The organism is Buttiauxella brennerae ATCC 51605 (genome assembly GCF_001654925.1).
In the GTDB taxonomy this organism is placed as follows: domain Bacteria; phylum Pseudomonadota; class Gammaproteobacteria; order Enterobacterales; family Enterobacteriaceae; genus Buttiauxella; species Buttiauxella brennerae.
In genome coordinates this window covers 164,248-183,355 of record NZ_LXER01000022.1, presented here as the reverse complement: position 1 = coordinate 183,355, position 19,108 = coordinate 164,248, and the positions used below count along the sequence as shown (strand labels likewise).

At 52.7% G+C, this 19,108-nt stretch carries 17 protein-coding genes; 14 read left to right on the top strand and 3 right to left on the bottom strand.

The window, feature by feature from the left end; translation table 11 throughout:
• Nucleotides 1–11: 11 nt before the first annotated feature.
• The 6 genes from lepB (at nt 12) to acpS (ending at nt 4,676) form a co-directional block, all read left to right on the top strand.
• A complete protein-coding gene (lepB, locus tag M975_RS13970) occupies nt 12–986 on the top strand; it encodes a signal peptidase I (RefSeq protein ID WP_064560360.1) in 975 nt (324 codons plus the stop codon).
• Nucleotides 987–1,157: 171 nt separating this feature from the next.
• The gene (rnc, locus tag M975_RS13965) at nt 1,158–1,838 is read left to right on the top strand and encodes a ribonuclease III (RefSeq protein ID WP_064513123.1); all 681 of its coding nucleotides are present in this window, start codon (nt 1,158–1,160) and stop codon (nt 1,836–1,838) included.
• Nucleotides 1,838–2,746, top strand: a complete 909-nt coding sequence (gene era, locus M975_RS13960; protein ID WP_064560358.1) for a GTPase Era — start codon at nt 1,838–1,840, stop codon at nt 2,744–2,746. Before rnc ends, era begins: the two co-directional genes overlap by 1 nt.
• A 4-nt stretch (nt 2,747–2,750) precedes the next feature.
• Nucleotides 2,751–3,488, top strand: coding sequence for a DNA repair protein RecO (gene recO / locus M975_RS13955; protein WP_064560356.1), 738 nt, complete (start codon nt 2,751–2,753; stop codon nt 3,486–3,488).
• 76 nt (nt 3,489–3,564) lie between these two features.
• Complete coding sequence (gene pdxJ, locus M975_RS13950; protein ID WP_064560354.1) at nt 3,565–4,296, top strand: pyridoxine 5'-phosphate synthase; 732 nt, start codon at nt 3,565–3,567, stop codon at nt 4,294–4,296.
• Nucleotides 4,296–4,676: a holo-ACP synthase gene (gene acpS, locus M975_RS13945; protein WP_064560352.1), complete on the top strand. Its 381-nt coding sequence runs from the start codon at nt 4,296–4,298 to the stop codon at nt 4,674–4,676. Before pdxJ ends, acpS begins: the two co-directional genes overlap by 1 nt.
• Here acpS and M975_RS13940 read toward each other — a convergent pair.
• Both M975_RS13940 and M975_RS13935 read right to left on the bottom strand, forming a co-directional pair.
• Nucleotides 4,673–4,933 (bottom strand): YfhL family 4Fe-4S dicluster ferredoxin, encoded by a 261-nt coding sequence (locus M975_RS13940; protein WP_034497739.1) that lies wholly within the window; start codon nt 4,931–4,933, stop codon nt 4,673–4,675. The two genes, acpS and M975_RS13940, sit on opposite strands and share 4 nt — an antisense overlap.
• A gap of 55 nt (nt 4,934–4,988) precedes the next feature.
• Nucleotides 4,989–5,837 (bottom strand): MurR/RpiR family transcriptional regulator, encoded by an 849-nt coding sequence (locus M975_RS13935; RefSeq protein WP_064560350.1) that lies wholly within the window; start codon nt 5,835–5,837, stop codon nt 4,989–4,991.
• Nucleotides 5,838–5,963: 126 nt separating this feature from the next.
• Here M975_RS13935 and murQ point away from each other — a divergent pair, with 126 nt between their 5' ends.
• From murQ to tadA, 4 genes are read left to right on the top strand one after another with little or no spacing between them, the layout of a single operon-like run.
• Nucleotides 5,964–6,854, top strand: coding sequence for an N-acetylmuramic acid 6-phosphate etherase (murQ, locus tag M975_RS13930; protein ID WP_064560397.1), 891 nt, complete (start codon nt 5,964–5,966; stop codon nt 6,852–6,854).
• 12 nt (nt 6,855–6,866) lie between these two features.
• Nucleotides 6,867–8,234, top strand: coding sequence for a PTS transporter subunit EIIC (locus M975_RS13925; RefSeq protein WP_064560348.1), 1,368 nt, complete (start codon nt 6,867–6,869; stop codon nt 8,232–8,234).
• A gap of 3 nt (nt 8,235–8,237) precedes the next feature.
• The gene (yfhb, locus tag M975_RS13920) at nt 8,238–8,876 is read left to right on the top strand and encodes a phosphatidylglycerophosphatase C (protein ID WP_064560346.1); all 639 of its coding nucleotides are present in this window, start codon (nt 8,238–8,240) and stop codon (nt 8,874–8,876) included.
• A 58-nt stretch (nt 8,877–8,934) separates the two neighbouring features.
• Nucleotides 8,935–9,438 carry a tRNA adenosine(34) deaminase TadA gene (gene tadA, locus M975_RS22450; protein ID WP_074388376.1) on the top strand — a complete coding sequence of 168 codons (504 nt, stop codon included), beginning with the start codon at nt 8,935–8,937 and terminating at the stop codon, nt 9,436–9,438.
• Here the strand turns inward: tadA and mltF are convergent.
• Nucleotides 9,329–10,879 (bottom strand): membrane-bound lytic murein transglycosylase MltF, encoded by a 1,551-nt coding sequence (gene mltF, locus M975_RS13915; protein ID WP_064560344.1) that lies wholly within the window; start codon nt 10,877–10,879, stop codon nt 9,329–9,331. The genes tadA and mltF overlap by 110 nt on opposite strands.
• Nucleotides 10,880–11,149: 270 nt before the next feature.
• Here mltF and purL point away from each other — a divergent pair, with 270 nt between their 5' ends.
• The 4 genes from purL (at nt 11,150) to glrR (ending at nt 19,064) form a co-directional block, all read left to right on the top strand.
• Complete coding sequence (purL, locus tag M975_RS13910) at nt 11,150–15,037, top strand: phosphoribosylformylglycinamidine synthase (protein WP_064560342.1); 3,888 nt, start codon at nt 11,150–11,152, stop codon at nt 15,035–15,037.
• 587 nt (nt 15,038–15,624) lie between these two features.
• The gene (gene qseE, locus M975_RS13905) at nt 15,625–17,007 is read left to right on the top strand and encodes a two component system sensor histidine kinase QseE/GlrK (protein WP_157093389.1); all 1,383 of its coding nucleotides are present in this window, start codon (nt 15,625–15,627) and stop codon (nt 17,005–17,007) included.
• Between the two features lie 3 nt (nt 17,008–17,010).
• Nucleotides 17,011–17,730, top strand: coding sequence for a two-component system QseEF-associated lipoprotein QseG (gene qseG / locus M975_RS13900; protein WP_064560338.1), 720 nt, complete (start codon nt 17,011–17,013; stop codon nt 17,728–17,730).
• Nucleotides 17,727–19,064, top strand: a complete 1,338-nt coding sequence (gene glrR / locus M975_RS13895) for a two-component system response regulator GlrR (RefSeq protein ID WP_064560336.1) — start codon at nt 17,727–17,729, stop codon at nt 19,062–19,064. The genes qseG and glrR overlap by 4 nt, the downstream gene beginning before the upstream one ends.
• The last annotated feature ends 44 nt before the right edge of the window (nt 19,065–19,108 follow it).

Sequence of the window (19,108 nt, the reverse complement as noted above, 5' to 3'; positions counted from 1 at the left end):
AAGGAGTTGGCATGGCGAATATGTTTGCGCTAATCCTCGTGATAGCGACGCTGGTAACGGGCCTTTTATGGTGTATTGATAAATTTATCTTTGCGCCAAAGCGTCATGAAAAACAGGCGGCAGCGCAAGCTGCCACTGGTGATGCACTTGATAGCAAAATGCTAAAAAAAGTGGCGCCTAAGCCAGGTTGGTTAGAAACGGGGGCATCCGTATTCCCGGTGCTCGCTATTGTCCTGGTCGTGCGTTCATTCATTTATGAACCGTTCCAGATCCCATCAGGATCAATGATGCCAACGTTATTAATTGGCGATTTTATTCTGGTGGAGAAATTTGCTTACGGCATTAAAGACCCGATTTACCAGAAAACGCTCATTGAAACGGGTCATCCAAAACGTGGCGATATTGTGGTGTTTAAATATCCTGAAGATCCCCGTCTGGATTACATCAAGCGTACTGTCGGTTTACCGGGCGATCGCGTCAGCTACGATCCTGTCGCAAAAGAAGTCACTGTTCAGCCAAATTGTAGTTCTGGCCAGGCATGTGATAACGCGCTGCCAATCACTTACAGCAACGTAGAGCCAAGTGATTTTGTGCAGACTTTTGCGCGTCGTAACGGCGGTGAAGCAAACTCTGGTTTCTTCGAGTTGCCGCAAAACCAGACCAAAGAAGGCGGTATCCGTCTGTCTGAGCGTAAAGAAACGCTGGGTGACGTGACTCATCGTATCCTGACTGTGCCAGTCGCACAGGATCAGGTTGGGATGTACTACCAGCAACCAGGCCAGCAGCTTGCTACCTGGATTGTGCCACCGGGCCATTACTTCATGATGGGTGATAACCGCGATAACAGCGCTGACAGCCGTTATTGGGGCTTTGTTCCTGAGGCAAATCTGGTCGGTAAAGCGACCACTATCTGGATGAGTTTCGAGAAACAAGAAGGTGAATGGCCAACGGGTGTTCGTTTAAGTCGTATTGGCGGAATTCATTGATCAATTAAATCCATTCAGATAACGACTTTCCACGTCGTTATCTATAGAATATCCCCCCGTATTAAGGTTGGCTCCTCTCTGAGGAGCCACGGCAAACGAAACAGCGTTGGTTCTCTTTTTCAGGTCTGTTCCGTGTGCTGAATAATTGACGCATTCATTAATTGGTATCGCATGAACCCCATCGTAATAAATAGGCTGCAGCGCAAGCTGGGCTACACTTTTGTACATCAGGATCTGTTGCAGCAGGCATTAACGCATCGCAGTGCCAGCAGCAAACACAATGAGCGTCTGGAGTTTCTGGGTGACTCAATTCTTAGCTACGTCATTGCCAACGCGCTTTACCATCGTTTTCCTCGTGTTGACGAAGGTGATATGAGCCGTATGCGTGCGACGCTGGTGCGTGGAAACACGTTGGCCGAAATTGCCCGTGAATTTGAATTAGGCGAATGTCTGCGCCTTGGCCCGGGTGAATTGAAAAGTGGCGGTTTCCGTCGCGAATCTATTCTGGCCGATACCGTCGAAGCCTTAATTGGTGGTGTTTTCCTCGACAGCGATATCCAGAACGTTGAGCGCTTAATTCTTTCCTGGTATCAATCTCGTCTGGATGAAATTAGCCCAGGCGATAAGCAAAAAGACCCTAAGACGCGTCTGCAAGAGTATTTGCAGGGTCGCCACTTGCCACTGCCATCTTATTTGGTGGTACAGGTTCGTGGTGAAGCGCACGATCAGGAATTTACCATTCACTGTCAGGTGAGTGGCCTGCCTGAACCGGTCGTTGGTACTGGTTCAAGCCGCCGTAAAGCGGAACAGGCTGCAGCTGAGCAGGCGCTTATCAAGCTGGAGCTGGAATAATGAGCGAAGAACAAACCTTTTGCGGATTCGTGGCCATCGTTGGTCGCCCGAATGTCGGCAAATCCACGCTGCTAAACCAGTTGCTTGGGCAAAAAATCTCTATCACTTCCCGTAAAGCGCAGACTACCCGTCACCGCATTATGGGTATCCATACTGAAGGCCCGTATCAGGCGATTTACGTCGATACCCCGGGGCTGCATATGGAAGAAAAGCGCGCCATCAACCGCCTGATGAACAAAGCTGCAAGCAGCTCCATCGGTGATGTTGAGCTAGTTATCTTCGTTGTTGAAGGCACGAAGTGGACCGCCGACGATGAGATGGTGCTCAACAAACTGCGTGACGCTCGCGCGCCGGTTATCCTTGCGGTCAACAAAGTTGATAACGTTCAGGATAAAGGCGTTCTGTTGCCGCATCTGCAATTCCTCGGCAACCAGATGAACTTCCTCGACATCGTGCCGATTTCTGCGGAACACGGTATGAATGTGGACACTATCGCGAGCATCGTGCGTAAACGTCTGCCAGAAGCGACTCACCACTTCCCGGAAGATTACATCACGGACCGTTCACAGCGTTTCATGGCGTCAGAAATCATCCGTGAAAAACTGATGCGTTTCCTGGGTGCAGAACTGCCATATTCCGTAACGGTTGAAATCGAGCAATTCGTGGCTAACGCCCGTGGCGGTTTTGACATCAACGGTCTGATTCTGGTTGAACGTGAAGGCCAGAAGAAGATGGTGATCGGCAACAAAGGCTCCAAGATCAAAACCATCGGCATCGAAGCCCGTAAAGACATGGAAGAGATGTTCGAAGCCAAAATCCACCTGGAACTGTGGGTTAAGGTGAAATCCGGTTGGGCAGACGATGAACGCGCACTGCGTAGCCTGGGTTATACCGACGATTTGAAATAAGACAATGGAAGGCTGGCAACGGGCTTTTGTCCTGCATAGTCGCCCCTGGAGCGAAACCAGCCTTCTGCTTGATCTTTTTTCTGAAGAGTCCGGGCGCGTTCGTTTAATTGCGAAAGGCGCTCGCTCTCGACGCTCCAACCTCAAAGGGACGTTACAGCCCTTTACCCCCTTGCTGGTTCGCTGGGGCGGGCGTGGTGAAGTCAAAACACTGCGTAGCGCCGAAGCTGTCTCACTGGCACTTCCTCTAAGTGGTATCGGACTTTACAGCGGCTTATATGTGAATGAACTGATTTCACGTGTGCTGGAAGACGAAACGCGCTTTTCAGAATTATTCTTCGATTATCTCCACTGTATTCAGGCCCTCGCGGGAATCAACGGTTCACCCGAACCGGCTTTACGCCGTTTTGAATTAGCCCTGCTTGGGCATCTGGGTTATGGCGTGGATTTCCTCCACTGCGCGGGAAGCGGTGAAGAAGTTAGTGACTCCATGACCTATCGATACCGTGAAGAAAAAGGGTTTATCGCAAGCCTTGTGGTAGATAACAACAGCTTTACCGGTCATGAATTGAAAGCACTTGCTAACCGTGAGTTTCCTGATGTTGCCACGCTGCGTGCCGCTAAACGTTTTACCCGCATGGCCCTGAAACCCTATCTGGGTGGTAAACCCCTTAAAAGCCGCGAATTATTCCGCCAGTTTGTGCCCAAAATTCGACCACTTAAATCTCCGCAAGACCCGCAATAACGCCTGCCCGTAGCCACGCTTTCCATACCCGGTGTAAACTGCCTGAACTCAAACCGTTCTGAACCCGAGGAAAGGCATGGCTGAATTACTGTTAGGCGTAAACATCGATCACATCGCAACGCTTCGTAACGCGCGTGGCACGGCATATCCTGATCCTGTACAGGCTGCATTTATCTGCGAGCAGGCTGGAGCAGACGGTATTACGGTTCACCTGCGTGAAGATCGTCGTCACATTACCGACCGTGACGTGCGCATCCTGCGTCAGACCCTCGACACTCGTATGAATCTGGAAATGGCTGTTACCGAAGAGATGATTGGTATCGCTTGCGAAACCAAACCGCACTTCTGCTGCCTGGTGCCAGAAAAACGCCAGGAAGTGACCACAGAAGGTGGTCTCGATGTAGCAGGCCAGCTGGATAAAATGCGTGATGCCTGCAAACGTCTGGCCGACGCCGGCATTCTGGTTTCCCTGTTTATTGATGCCGACCACGCACAAATTGATGCTGCGGTTGCCGTTGGTGCGCCCTATATCGAAATCCACACGGGCTGTTACGCTGATGCCAAAGACGAAGCGACTCAGGCCAAAGAACTGGCACGTATTGCCGAAGCTGCCACTTACGCCGCTGGCAAAGGCCTGAAAGTGAATGCCGGACACGGTCTGACTTATCACAACGTGAAAGCTATTGCTCGCCTGCCAGAAATGCATGAGCTGAACATTGGTCACGCGATTATTGGCCGTGCGGTGATGAGTGGCTTGAAAGAGGCGGTTGCAGAAATGAAACGCCTGATGCAGGAAGCTCGTAGCTAATGGCGATTCTTGGCCTTGGCACCGACATCGTAGAGATAGCGCGCATTGAAGGCGTTATCTCGCGTTCCGGCGACCGTCTGGCAAAGCGCGTGCTGAGTGCCAATGAATGGCTGCAATACCAGGCGCACCAGCAACCGGTGCGCTTTCTCGCTAAACGTTTTGCGGTAAAAGAAGCGGCGGCTAAAGCATTTGGCACCGGGATCCGCAACGGACTGGCATTTAACCAGTTCGAAGTGTTTAACGATCCTTTGGGTAAGCCGCAGCTACGTTTCTGGGAAGAGGCAGAGCGAGTGGCGCAAAGAATGGGCGTGCGCTCAGTACACGTTACGCTTGCCGACGAACGGCATTACGCTTGCGCGACTGTGATCATCGAGAATTAAAGTTTATCGGCGTGATGCAACTGAACAAACTTGTCCCACAGTTGCTCTTCGTTCTCAATATGCGCCGGATCGCTGATGATGGTATTTGGAATCGGGCAAACTTTCTGGCAGGTTGGCGTTTCGTAATGCCCGACGCACTCGGTACAGCGATCGGTATTGATCTCGTAAATGCTGTCACCCATGGAAATTGCCTCGTTCGGGCACTCCGGCTCGCACATATCGCAGTTGATACATTTTTTAGTGATAAGTAGCGCCATGGGGAAATCTCGATAACATCAGAAACAGGGCGGGCATTATACGCCCAATCCCGCATCAAACCAGTTTTTTTACCAGAGCTTCACTGTGGCGAATGCGCCCCGGTGCATGTTCCAGATCCCTTTGAACCAAAGCCATAAACAACAAATCGGTTAACATCATTTGCGCGCTGGTGGATGAAATCGCCGCACTTCGCGTCGCCTGTTCTTCGGCGATGGTGTACAGGCAGAGCGTCGCTCGCTGCTGTAACGCATTGGGTGTAAAGCCTGTGATGGCGAGGATCTTTGCCCCGGTGCGCAGGGTTTCATCGGCGGCGAGGTTTATCTCACGCCGTTCACCAGAATAGGAAATCGCCAGTAACACATCGTCACTGCTTGAGGCTTGCGCCGTCGCAAGTAGCGCATGCATGTCTTGCTCAGCCACCGCGTTAATGCCGATTTTCATCAGCTTCCAGGCAAAGTTCTTGGCAACCAGCCCGGATGCGCCAATGCCTACCAGCAGTACGCGTCGCGCATTGCGCAGCATGTTCACGCTCGCCAGCAGCTTTTCTTCGCTGTTGACGTCCAGCGTTGCATGCATCGCCGCCATATTATCTTTGATCAGCTTCTCACCCACCAGGCGCAGCGGATCGTCACCCAGAATAAGATTATGCACCGGAACTGATTGTGATTGCTGGCCGCTGGCGAGAGCTTCACTGATGGCGAGTTTCAGGGCCGGAAAGCCTTTGAACCCCAGTTTTTGGGAGAATTTCACCACGCTCGACTGGCTCACTCCGGCCTCTGCCGCCAGCTGTTGTGAACTTAAATGACGGGCGTAGTCGGGTTTCTCCAGCAGAAAGTCGGCCAGTTTACGGTCACTCTGTGCAAGCGTTGAGTAGCGGCTTCGAATACGCAGTAAACAGTTCATGTCCTCTCCAGTCTGCCGGGTCAATAATGTGAGCCGCTCCATAATAACGTAAATTACGCTCGCCTGAATGAATTTTATATTCCATTATATGGAAACTGTAAGGAATTAAATATTCAAAGGTGCATGATGAATCTTGGCTCACTCGTTTCTGAAACTCGTAATCCACAAACAATGGATCTCGATTGCCTCTCAACGCTCGCGATGGTCGAACGCTTTAACCAGCAGGATGCGCTGGTAGCCGGTGCGGTCGAAAAAACACTACCGGAAGTGGCCCTGGCGGTAGATGCCGCTGCCGAATCACTGAAAGCGGGTGGGCGTTTGATTTATATGGGAGCCGGAACCAGTGGGCGTCTTGGCGTTCTGGATGCCTCCGAATGCCCACCCACATTTGGTGTGCCACACGGTCTGGTGATAGGTTTAATTGCCGGAGGTCCTGGGGCATTGCTGAAAGCGGTCGAAGGTGCTGAAGACAATCAGCAATTGGGTGAAGACGACCTGAAAGCGTTAGACCTGACGGTTAACGATATGGTGGTTGGGCTTGCTGCCTCAGGCCGTACGCCATACGTCATTGGTGGCCTGCGTTATGCCCGTAACCTGGGTTGCCGTACTGCCGCTATTTCCTGTAACCCGGGTTCCGCTATTGCGCTGGAAGCTGAAATTGCCATTTCTCCGGTCGTAGGCCCGGAAGCGTTGACCGGTTCTACTCGTCTGAAATCAGGCACTGCGCAGAAGCTGGTGCTGAATATGATTTCCACAGGCGCGATGGTCAAACTGGGCAAGGTGTACCAGAATCTGATGGTGGACATGAAAGCCACCAATATCAAGCTGGTAGACCGCGCCTGCCGTATTGTTGTTGAAGCGACCGGTGCCTGCCGTGAAGACGCAGAAAACGCCCTGAAACAAACGGATTATGAAGTTAAGCCCGCCATTCTCATGCTACTCACCGGTGTTGATGCTCAAACTGCGCAAGTGCGCCTGGCAGATAGCCACGGTTATCTCCGCTGCGCCTTAAAATAAAGGTATTGAATCATGGATAAGACAGCGGCTCTGGCCAGTGAGATTTTGCTTGGCATCGGTGGGCAGGCAAACATCGCCCGTCTCGAAAACTGTATGACCCGCGTGCGGGTAGAAGTGAATGACGATGGCCTGCTGGATATTGCTGGTCTGAAAAAACTGCCAGGTGTCAGCGGCTATGTGAAACAGGGCCAGCAGCATCAGCTGATTGTCGGGCCAGGGCGTGCCGCACAAGTGGTGGATGCCATGCGTGAGCTGCTGCAAAGCAGCGGGCAGGTCATCACAGCAGAAGACGATATCGCGCAGAATAAGGCTCAGGCCAAAGCGCGTTACCAGGCGCCGATGAGCGAAGCGCTGCGTAAACTGGCAAACGTCTTTATTCCATTGATTCCTGCTTTTATCGCTTCCGGGCTGATTACCGGGATTATTAATATCCTCAAACGCCCGGATATTGTGGGTGACCTTGCCACCCAATACCCGAACATTCTCGGCTTGCTCGCCATCTTCGGTAGTGCGGTGTTTGCTATTATGAATATTCTGGTCGGCGTCAATGCCGCCAAAGTATTCGGTGGCTCGATGGCGATGGGCGGTGTGATGGCGGGGATACTTTCCAGCCCACAACTGGCGCAAATCCACCTGTTTGGTGAAAACCTCCAGCCTGGCCGTGGCGGGGTTATCGCTGTGTTGCTGGTGGTTGCGTTGATGTGCTGGATTGAAAGACGGTTACGCAAGTTGTTGCCTGGTTCGATTGAACTGATCCTCAATCCGCTTCTGACGACGCTCATTACCGCGTCGATTGCGATTGTTGCTTTGCAGCCGTTAGGTGGCCTGATTTCTGATGCGATTGCTCACGGCGCAACAATGGCAATCGACAAAGGTGGCCTGGTGGTTGGTGCAGTGCTTTCCGGTGCATTCTTGCCGTTGGTGCTTTCCGGTTTGCATCAGGGGTTGGTGCCCATTCATGTCGAGCTAATCCAGACTCATGGCCAGAACGCATTGCTGCCCATTCTGGCCATGGCAGGAGTCGGGCAAGTGGGGGCGGCCATCGCGGTCTTCATGAAAACGCGCAATCAGCGCCTGAAAAAACTTATCAAAGGGGCGTTGCCGGTAGGGCTGCTGGGTATTGGCGAACCGCTCATTTTTGGTGTGACTTTACCGCTGGGCAAGCCGTTTATCGGCGCGTGTTTGGGTGGTGCGGTTGGCGGGGCGCTGATCAGTTACTGGAAAGTGGCGACGGTTATCACCTTCGGAATTTCAGGTTTACCATTGGCATTAACCATTGTTACCGGAAAAGTGATGCTCTATCTGTTAGGCTTTCTGATAGCGGTCATCGCCGGGTTCTTATTTACATGGTTTATGGGCTTTAACGATCCAGAGGAGTAACGTTTGGCAACTCAGAGTGAGCGTCGGGTAGTATTTTTCGATTTAGATGGCACGCTGCATCAGCAGGATATGTTTGGCAGCTTCTTGCGCTACCTGCTGCGCCATCAACCACTCAATCTGTTACTTGTCATCCCGCTTTTGCCGGTGATCGGGGGCACGTTGCTGATTAAAGGGCGTGCCGCCCGCTGGCCGATGAGCCTGTTGCTGTGGGGCGCGACTTTCGGCCACAGTGAAAAGCGCCTCAAAGAGCTGGAAGCAAACTTCGTCACCTGGTTTCGGGGCGAAGTCACCGCCTTTCCGGTTGTGCAGCAGCGCCTTACCGACTACCTGACCAGCTCCGATGCTGATGTCTGGCTGATTACTGGCTCACCGCAACCGCTTGTTCAGCAGGTTTATTTCGATACGCCCTGGTTACCGAAAGTGAAGCTGATTGCCAGCCAAATCAAGCGTTCCCACGGTGGGTGGGTGCTCACATTACGCTGCCTTGGGCATGAAAAAGTCTCACAGCTGGAACAGCAAATCGGCACGCCACTACAACTCTATAGCGGCTACAGCGACAGCAATCAGGACAACCCACTACTCTATTTTTGCCAGCACCGTTGGCGGGTGACGCCACAGGGCCAGTTGCAGCAGCTCGAATAATTCCGTCTGACATAACGACTGTGTATAATGCGCGCCCTAATATAGGCCGGAGAATCCCTTGTCAGAAAGCGAATTGAATCACGAACACTGGATGCGTCATGCGTTGACGCTGGCGCGTCGTGCCTGGGAAGAAGGTGAGGTTCCGGTCGGCGCAGTGCTGGTCCACAACAACCAGGTGATTGGTGAAGGCTGGAACCGACCGATTGGCCGACACGATCCGACAGCTCACGCGGAAATTATGGCGCTGCGTCAGGGCGGAATGGTGTTGCAAAATTACCGTCTGCTGGAAACCACGCTTTATGTCACCCTCGAACCTTGCGTCATGTGCGCCGGGGCGATGGTTCATGGGCGCATCGGGCATCTGGTTTTTGGCGCGCGTGATGCGAAAACCGGTGCGATTGGTTCTTTAATGGACGTGCTGAGACACCCGGGTATGAACCACCAGGTCACGGTTACTGAGGGCTTGCTGGCAGAAGAGTGTTCGGCAATGTTGAGTGATTTCTTTCGAGCCCGCCGTCTGGAGAAAAAGGCCCTAAAGGAAAAGGCCCGAAACGCGGAGTAGCTAACTCCACGGGCGCAACTGCCGGATACGCTTCGGCATATTTTTCCTCTTGCGCGACCTGTTCCTCTTTTTCGAGCAAATACCCCACAAGGCTTATGTGATATTTACGGATATTTTCCACATAAGCGTATGCCTCATGGCCGCGGGCGTAACCGTAAGTCGTTTTACTGTAATACGGCTTCTGGCTCAGTAGCGGCAAGCGCATTTTAACATCAGCCCAGCTATCCGGATTTCCCTTCTGCTTTGCAGTCAACTGACGAGCATCCAGCATGTGGGCATAACCCATGTTGTACGCGATCAGTGCAAACCAAATACGTTCTTCCTCGGGGACGGTTTCCGGAACTTTCGCCATCATATCCTTCAGATAACGGCTTCCACCTTCAATGCTTTGCTCCGGATCCAGACGGTCGCTCACTCCCAGACTTTGCGCCGTGTTTTTGGTCAGCATCATTAGCCCGCGCACACCGGTTGGTGAGGTAGCCTGGTCATCCCAATGTGATTCCTGATACGAAATAGCCGCCAGCAAGCGCCAGTCTATTTCTGTGGCATATTTTTCGAATAACGGCTGGAGATCGGGCAGCACGGTATCCACCGCTTTCAGGAATGTACGGGTATCGACGTAATCAAAATCACCCACGTGGCCGAGATACTTTTCTTCCAGACGGGCAAAGGTGCCATCGCTGTTGAGTCGATTATAAAAATCGAGCAATGCCGCAGAGAGGCTGTCATCGTTATCCAGGGCGCTGAACCACGTAACGGGTTGTTCATCCGTGACATCCAGAGCAACCGCAAGCTGGGGGTGCACACGCTGGAAGGTACTGATCGCCACGGAGTCGGCAATGGTGAAGGCTATTTTCCCGTCGACCACTTGTTGCATCAATTCTGTGCTGCTGTGTCGGTCATCCACCCGCCAGCTTAAATCGGGGAATTTTTGTTCTTTGAGCCTGTTCAGGGCATTAAGAGAGGTGACACCCGGCGAAAGCACCAACTGGTTTTCTTTAACGCCTGCCAGTGTTTTGGGCCGCGGGCTACCCATGCGATAAACCATCTGCTGAGAAACAGAGTAATAAGCAGGGCCAGCGCGGTATTGCAGGCTGCGTTGGGTGTTGTAGACCAGGCCCGCAGCGATGACATCGGCATCATTATTATCAATGTCATCGAACAGCTCTTGAATGTTGGGGCGAACGGTCACTTCGAGCTTCACGCCAAGATAATCAGCAAACTGCTGGGCCAGTTCGTAATCCAGGCCGATTCGCTTACCCTGATAGAGCCCGTAAGTTAAAGGTGACTGAATGGTACTGACGCGCAGAACCCCCCGCGCTTGAATGGCGGCGATACGGTTTTCGGCTTGTCCGAACCAGGGAATGGAGGGCCATAGCGCCACTGCCAGCAACACGGTTACGGCACCGATAAGCAGATAATTAATCTTAAATAGTTTCAAATAGTTAATCTTCTGCGGTGCGTCGAGTTTTCGCTAACAACAGGCTTCAAAAATAGAGGTTCTACGAAGTGATGTGGCGCATTTTGCTTAACAAAACGCCACTGTGCAACTTTTTCAATATTAATGATTAAAATATCGCCAATGAAAACTAATCCGTTTATTTATACGCAAACGGTTTCGTCACGGCGGCGGATTATCTATAATGGCGCCCGTTTTCCCCTTGCGCCCACTGAAGCGTCCCCCTGGCGTTTCGAAGACGAGAGATCTTTGATGATGGAAATTCTGCGTGGTTCGCCCGCTTTATCGGCATTTCGTATTAACAAATTACTGACCCGCTTTAATGACGCCAACCTTCCGGTCAGCGACATTTATGCCGAGTATGTTCACTTTGCCGATCTCGAGTCGCAGCTCGACGCTGAAGAGCACGCCCGCCTGCAACGGTTGTTGAAATATGGTCCAACCCTTGCCGACCATGCCCCGACCGGCCACCTGATTCTGGTCACGCCGCGTCCTGGTACCATCTCACCCTGGTCCTCTAAAGCGACTGATATTGCCCATAACTGCGATTTGGCGAAAGTTAAGCGCCTCGAACGCGGTGTGGCGTATTACGTTACTGCAAGCCAACTGACCGACGCACAGCGCCAGGACGTTGCCACATTGCTGCATGATCGCATGATGGAAAGCGTATTTGGCTCGCTCGAGGATGCGCAGCAGTTGTTCTCTCATCACACACCTGCTCCAGTGCAAAGTGTTGACCTGCTCACGCAGGGCCGCGAAGCGCTGGTTGAAGCCAACATACGTTTAGGGCTTGCATTGGCAGAAGATGAAATCGACTACTTGCAGGATGCGTTCACTAAACTGGGTCGCAACCCGAACGACATCGAGCTGTATATGTTCGCGCAGGCTAACTCCGAACATTGCCGCCACAAAATTTTCAACGCCGACTGGATTATCGACGGCGTAGAGCAGCCTAAATCGCTGTTCAAAATGATTAAAAACACCTTCGAGAAAACGCCTGACTACGTGTTATCTGCCTATAAAGATAACGCCGCAGTGATGGAAGGCTCACAGGTAGGGCGCTTCTTTGCCGACCACGAAGCGGGCCGCTACGACTATCACCAGGAAGATGCGCATATCCTGATGAAAGTTGAAACCCACAACCACCCAACAGCCATTTCCCCATGGCCGGGTGCTGCGACCGGTTCCGGTGGCGAAATCCGTGATGAAGGCGCAACGGGTCGTGGTGCTAAACCGAAAGCAGGGCTGGTAGGTTTCTCCGTTTCAAACTTGCGTATCCCAGGTTTCGAACAGCCGTGGGAAGAAGATTTTGGCAAGCCGGATCGTATTGTTACCGCGCTGGATATCATGACCGACGGCCCTCTGGGCGGTGCGGCGTTTAACAATGAATTTGGTCGCCCGGCACTGACGGGTTACTTCCGTACTTACGAAGAGAAAGTAAACAGCCATAATGGCGTAGAGTTACGCGGTTATCACAAGCCAATCATGCTGGCGGGTGGCATCGGTAACATTCGTGCCGACCACGTTCAGAAAGGTGAAATCACCGTGGGTGCGAAACTTATCGTACTCGGTGGCCCATCCATGAACATTGGTCTGGGCGGTGGAGCGGCATCTTCTATGGCTTCTGGCCAGTCTGATGCGGACCTGGATTTTGCTTCCGTACAGCGTGACAACCCAGAAATGGAACGCCGCTGCCAGGAAGTGATCGACCGTTGCTGGGAGTTGGGTGATGACAACCCAATTCTATTTATCCACGATGTGGGCGCGGGTGGTCTTTCCAACGCCATGCCTGAACTGGTGAGCGATGGTGGCCGCGGTGGCCGTTTCGAACTGCGTGATATTCTGAACGACGAGCCGGGTATGAGCCCGCTGGAAGTGTGGTGTAACGAATCCCAGGAACGTTATGTTCTGGCGGTTGCGCCAGACCAGTTGCCGCTGTTTGACGAACTGTGCCGCCGTGAACGCGCACCATATGCCGTTATAGGTGAAGCCACTGAAGAAAAACACCTGGCGCTTAACGACAGCCATTTCAACAACCAGCCAATTGATATGCCGCTGGATGTACTGCTCGGTAAAACGCCGAAAATGGAACGCAACGTTGAAACCCTGAAAGCGAAGGGCGATGCGCTGGATTTGCGTAGTATCACGATTGCTGATGCCGTCAACCGTGTGTTGCATTTGCCAACCGTTGCGGAAAAAACTTTCCTCGTGACTATCGGTGACCGTTCGGTGACCGGCATGGTTGCTCGCGACCAGATGGTTGGCCCGTGGCAGATCCCGGTTGCCAACTGTGCGGTCACCACGGCAAGCCTCGATAGCTACTACGGCGAAGCGATGTCTCTGGGCGAACGCGCACCTGTTGCGCTGCTCGATTTCGCAGCATCTGGCCGCCTGGCGGTGGGTGAAGCGCTGACTAACATTGCGGCAACGCAAATCGGTGCGCTTAATCGCATAAAACTGTCTGCTAACTGGATGTCTGCGGCGGGTCACCCGGGTGAAGACGCCGGTCTGTACGAAGCCGTTAAAGCGGTGGGTGAAGAACTTTGCCCAATACTTGGCCTGACGATTCCGGTCGGCAAAGATTCTATGTCGATGAAAACGCGCTGGCAGGAAGGCACTGAGCAACGCGAGATGACTTCTCCGCTGTCGTTGGTTATCACCGCATTTGCCCGTGTTGAAGATGTCCGTCGCACCGTTACGCCACAGCTGCATACCGAAGATAACGCCTTGTTGCTTATCGATCTTGGCGCTGGCCACAACGCGCTGGGCGCTACCGCACTTTCTCAGGTTTACCGTCAACTGGGAGACAAACCTGCTGACGTTCGCAGCGCTGAGCAACTGAAAGGCTTCTTTAACGCGATTCAGGCGCTGGTGGCCGAGCAGAAACTGCTGGCTTACCATGACCGTTCTGACGGTGGCCTGTTAGTGACGCTGGCAGAGATGGCATTTGCTGGTCACTGTGGCGTGGAAGCGGATATCGCCACACTGGGTAACGACCATCTGGCGGCGCTGTTTAACGAAGAGTTAGGCGCGGTAATCCAGGTGAAAGCCGCCGATCGTGCCGCCGTTGAGAAAACGCTGGCTGAACACGGCCTGGCAGAATGTGTTCACTTCCTTGGTAAAGCGGTGACAGGTGATCGTTTCACGCTGACTGCTGATAAACATGCGGTGTTTAGCGAAAGCCGCACCACGCTTCGCCTGTGGTGGGCAGAAACCACCTGGCAGATGCAGCGCCTGCGTGACAACCCAGACTGTGCCGATCAAGAACATGAAGCGAAAGCCAATGACAACGATCCTGGCCTGAACGTTAAGCTGAGCTTCGATATCAAAGCCGATATTGCCGCACCGTTTATCGCCACGGGTGCGCGTCCGAAAGTCGCTGTGCTGCGCGAGCAGGGCGTTAACTCCCACATTGAAATGGCGGCTGCGTTCCACCGTGCGGGCTTTGATGCCATCGACGTGCACATGAGTGATTTGCTGGCTGGTCGCCGTGGTCTGGAAGATTTCCAGGCGCTGGTGGCGTGTGGCGGCTTCTCTTATGGTGACGTGTTGGGTGCAGGTGAAGGCTGGGCGAAGTCCATTCTCTTTAACTCACGTGTCCGTGACGAGTTCGAAACCTTCTTCCACCGCCCGCAAAGCCTGGCTCTGGGCGTGTGTAACGGTTGCCAGATGATGTCGAACTTGCGTGAACTGATTCCGGGCAGCGACCTGTGGCCACGCTTTGTGCGTAACCATTCAGACCGCTTTGAAGCGCGCTTCAGCCTGGTTGAAGTGACTTCAAGCCCGTCGCTGCTGCTGCAAGGTATGGTCGGTTCGCATATGCCAATCGCGGTTTCTCACGGCGAAGGGCATGTGGAAGTGCGCGATGCGGCACATCTTGCGGCGCTTGAAAGCAAAGGCCTGGTGGCGCTGCGCTTTATCGACAACTTCGGCAAGGTCACGCAGAACTATCCGGCAAACCCGAATGGTTCGCCAAACGGTATTACTGCGGTCACCAACGAAAGCGGGCGCGTCACGATCATGATGCCGCACCCGGAGCGTGTGTTCCGTACCGTGAGCAACTCCTGGCACCCTGCCGAGTGGGGCGAAGATAGCCCGTGGATGCGCATTTTCCGTAATGCGCGTAAGCAACTCGGTTAAGTTGTTGTGGAATCCCTGCTCCGGCAGGGATTTTTTTGTCACCATTTCCCGACAATCATCCGATTTAACTGTCTCCAATTTGAGACGTTTAAATCATTGATTTAAAATCATATAAAAAATAGATATTTTAAGTGTTGCTAAACAGCGACATTGTGTTTGAAAAACAATCAGTTTATTGCATGGTCAATTAAACAAATAAACATAATAGAAACATTGGCATGCATTATTTGTAGCAAACATGGCACATAGTATGCATAATACTGCGCAGTGGCTCATTCACCTTCTTATGTCAGCCCCCGCAAGGGTTGTGCTACATAAACCATAGAATGATGCACTCAAGGTGCCTGCCGTCCACTTTTGATTATTGTCAGTCTTGTACTGCTTTATCATGCTCCGGGCGAAACGTTGAGTAAGGCACCGCCTGATTCCAGGACAAAGGCAGAGATTATTCTCTGCCTTTGTTGTTTCTGCGTTCAAGACTTTAAACTCCCGCCATTCCCCGCTAGCATCAAATTATCCAGAATCCCAATGAGATAAGTCTATTGAACCAGTGGCATTTCTTCCCACGCTCCCTACGTCAGCTCGTCATGATGGCCTTTTTGCTGGTGCTAGTTCCGCTATTGGTTCTTGCCTGGCAAGCCTGGCAAAGCCTCAATGCGCTGAGCGACCAGGCGGCGGTGACTAACCGCACGACACTGGTTGATGCGCGCCGCAGTGAAGCTATGACTAACGTTGCACTGGAAATGGAACGTAGCTATCGACAGTACTGCGTGCTGGACGATACGACACTTGCCACGGTCTATCAGGGGCAGCGTAAGCGCTACGTACAAATGCTCGAAGCGCATTCCAGCGTTCTGCCCGACAACACGCTTTATCAGGCATTACGCCAGTCGTTAAACGATCTGGCCGACATCCAGTGCAAAAATAGTGGCCCGGATACCGCTGCTGCGGCACATCTTGAAACCTTCGCCACGAAAAATGCTGAAATGGTACAAGCGACGCGTGCGGTGGTGTTTTCCCGTGGGCAACAGTTGCAACAAGAAATTGCTGAACGCGGGCAGTTCTTTGGCTGGCAGGCGCTGGTGTTATTCCTGTTGAGCTTTGCATTGGTCATTATCTTTACGCGCATGATTATCGGCCCGGTTAAAGGTATCGAGAAGATGATTAATTTACTCGGTGAAGGGCGTTCATTGGGGAATTCGGTATTGTTTAAAGGGCCGCGCGAATTGCGCTCTGTAGGGCAGCGTATCGTCTGGCTCAGTGAGCGTTTATCCTGGCTTGAGTCCCAGCGCCATGAGTTTTTGCGCCATATCTCCCATGAGTTAAAAACCCCGCTCGCCAGTATGCGCGAAGGGACGGAATTGCTTGCCGATCAGGTCGTCGGGCCATTGACCAACGACCAAAAAGAGGTGGTGGAAATACTTGATAACAGTAGCCGCCACTTACAAAAATTGATTGAACAATTATTGGATTACAACCGCAAACTGGCGGATGTCCCGGTCGAACTCGAAAAAGTTGAGTTAGCGCCGCTTATTGAGATGGTTATCTCGGCTCACAGTTTGCCAGCACGAGCTAAAATGATGCGTACCGAATGCCATTTAAGCACCGTGGCGTGCCTTGCTGAACCCATGTTGTTAATGAGCGTGCTGGATAATCTCTACTCCAATGCGGTGCACTATGGGTCTGAATCCGGTACCATTTATCTACGAAGCGCGCAGGTGGGCAACACACTTCATATTGATGTTGGAAATACGGGTGACCCGATTCCCTCTGCGGAGCGAGAGATGATCTTTGAGCCTTTTTATCAAGGCAGCCACCAGCGTAAAGGTGCGGTGAAAGGGAGCGGGCTGGGGTTGAGCATCGCCCAGGACTGTATCCGACGCATGCAGGGTGAATTGCACCTGATTGACGATGAAACGGTAGATGTTTGCTTCCGTATCGAGTTGCCTGTTTTTCCCGAGAACAAATAAAAAATGAAAGCGACTATTTTTTACGTGCTGCGTAACCGCTTGTTTACCCGGCTTCGCAGCCCTGTTTTGATTCGTCCTGTTTCAGCATTGTTAGTGCCATTATTGCTGGCGAGCTGTGTCCAGAATACTGCGCCGAAAGATGTAAAACACGTACTGCCAGCAGAAGAGCCAGAGCAGCAACTGGCAGATTATTTGTCTACGGATTGTGAAGAGATCTGGCAAAACCAGAGCCACGATTCGATGAGTAACCCGCTTTACTGGCTCAGAGCGATGGACTGTGCCGAGCGTTTAGCGCCAGTGCAGGCGAGGGCAGAAGCACGCCGTTGGCCATCCGATACCTGGCGCGACACGTTTAAGCGCGGCATTTTATTAGCCAATGCGAAAATTACCCCAACCGAGCGCCGTCGTTACATGGTGAAGCTCGATGCGATGACGACAGAAGTGCCTGCACAGGTGCGCTCGTTATTCCAGGTGTGGCGTGATGGGCAAGCATCCTTGCTGGCGCTGTCAGATGAACGCACGCGCTACAGCAAATTACAGCAATCTTCAGACAACGAGCTCGATACGCTGCGTGAACAGCAGCAACGCCTCAGAAGCCAGCTCAACCTGACGACCCGCAAACTGGAAAACCTGACGGACATTGAACGCCAGCTTTCCAGCCGCAAACCTGCCGGTACTGAGCTGCCGGATAACACCAAACCCGCGCAGGAGGCGAAACCATGACGCAACGTAAACCCGCCAGATTACTGCTGGTTGATGACGACCCTGGCTTGCTAAAACTGCTTGGCATGCGTCTGACTAGCGAAGGTTATACCGTCTTAACTGCGGAAAGTGGGGCTGAAGGGTTGCGTCTATTAGGGCGGGAGAAAATCGACCTGGTGATCAGTGACCTGCGGATGGACGAAATGGACGGCATGGCGCTGTTCGCTGAAGTCCAGAAAGTGCAGCCTGGGATGCCGGTTATTATTCTTACCGCCCACGGTTCGATTCCTGACGCCGTGGCAGCAACGCAGCAGGGTGTATTTAGCTTCCTGACGAAACCGGTTGATAAAGACGCGCTGTATAAAGCCATCGACGATGCGCTGGAACACACCGTGAGCGCGGGTGACGATATGTGGCGCGATACTATCGTCACCCGTAGCCCTGGGATGTTACGCCTGCTGGATCAAGCGCGCATGGTTGCCCAGTCGGATGTCAGCGTCCTGATTAACGGACAAAGCGGGACCGGTAAAGAGATCCTCGCTCAGGCCATTCACAACGCCAGCCCGCGCAGTAAAAAAGCGTTTATCGCTATCAACTGCGGCGCGTTGCCGGAACAGCTACTGGAATCCGAACTGTTTGGTCATTCACGCGGCGCATTTACTGGCGCGGTCAGCAGCCGGGAAGGGCTGTTCCAGGCCGCAGAGGGCGGAACGTTGTTCCTCGATGAAATTGGCGATATGCCGATTCCCTTGCAGGTGAAATTGCTGCGTGTGTTGCAGGAGCGCAAAGTGCGCCCTTTGGGCAGCAACCGAGACCTCGATATTGATGTGCGTATTCTCTCTGCCACCCACCGCGACTTACCCAAAGCGATGGAGCGCGGCGAGTTTCGTGAAGATTTGTTCTACCGCCTGAATGTGGTGAGCCTGAAAATCCCTGCCCTGCAAGAACGCGCGGAAGATGTGCCTTTGCTGGCAAATCATTTATTGCGCCAGTCTGCCGATCGCCATAAGCCGTTTGTGCGCAGTTTTTCGACCGATGCCATGAAGCGCCTGATGGCGGCAAGTTGGCCTGGCAACGTGCGCCAGTTGGTTAACGTGATTGAACAGTGCGTGGCATTGACGTCCGCTCCGGTCATCAGCGAAGCCCTCGTCCAGCAAGCGCTGGAAGGGGAAAACACCGCGCTGCCGACGTTTGTTGAAGCGCGTAATCAGTTCGAGCTGAACTACCTGCGCAAATTGCTGCAAATGACCAAAGGCAATGTTACCCAGGCTGCGCGTGTAGCGGGGCGTAACCGTACCGAATTCTACAAATTACTCTCACGGCATGAACTCGATGCCAATGACTTTAAAGAGTAGTTTGTGGTAGGTTGAATCATTGATGAAGTGCGGGAAGACAGAGA

Coding starts and splice junctions, on each gene's coding strand:
- lepB (WP_064560360.1), top strand. CDS start 12: ATGGCGAATATGTTTGCGCTAATCCTCGTGATAGCGACGCTGGTAACG.
- rnc (WP_064513123.1), top strand. CDS start 1,158: ATGAACCCCATCGTAATAAATAGGCTGCAGCGCAAGCTGGGCTACACT.
- era (WP_064560358.1), top strand. CDS start 1,838: ATGAGCGAAGAACAAACCTTTTGCGGATTCGTGGCCATCGTTGGTCGC.
- recO (WP_064560356.1), top strand. CDS start 2,751: ATGGAAGGCTGGCAACGGGCTTTTGTCCTGCATAGTCGCCCCTGGAGC.
- pdxJ (WP_064560354.1), top strand. CDS start 3,565: ATGGCTGAATTACTGTTAGGCGTAAACATCGATCACATCGCAACGCTT.
- acpS (WP_064560352.1), top strand. CDS start 4,296: ATGGCGATTCTTGGCCTTGGCACCGACATCGTAGAGATAGCGCGCATT.
- M975_RS13940 (WP_034497739.1), bottom strand. CDS start 4,933: ATGGCGCTACTTATCACTAAAAAATGTATCAACTGCGATATGTGCGAG.
- M975_RS13935 (WP_064560350.1), bottom strand. CDS start 5,837: ATGAACTGTTTACTGCGTATTCGAAGCCGCTACTCAACGCTTGCACAG.
- murQ (WP_064560397.1), top strand. CDS start 5,964: ATGAATCTTGGCTCACTCGTTTCTGAAACTCGTAATCCACAAACAATG.
- M975_RS13925 (WP_064560348.1), top strand. CDS start 6,867: ATGGATAAGACAGCGGCTCTGGCCAGTGAGATTTTGCTTGGCATCGGT.
- purL (WP_064560342.1), top strand. CDS start 11,150: ATGATGGAAATTCTGCGTGGTTCGCCCGCTTTATCGGCATTTCGTATT.
- qseE (WP_157093389.1), top strand. CDS start 15,625: ATGATGGCCTTTTTGCTGGTGCTAGTTCCGCTATTGGTTCTTGCCTGG.
- qseG (WP_064560338.1), top strand. CDS start 17,011: ATGAAAGCGACTATTTTTTACGTGCTGCGTAACCGCTTGTTTACCCGG.
- glrR (WP_064560336.1), top strand. CDS start 17,727: ATGACGCAACGTAAACCCGCCAGATTACTGCTGGTTGATGACGACCCT.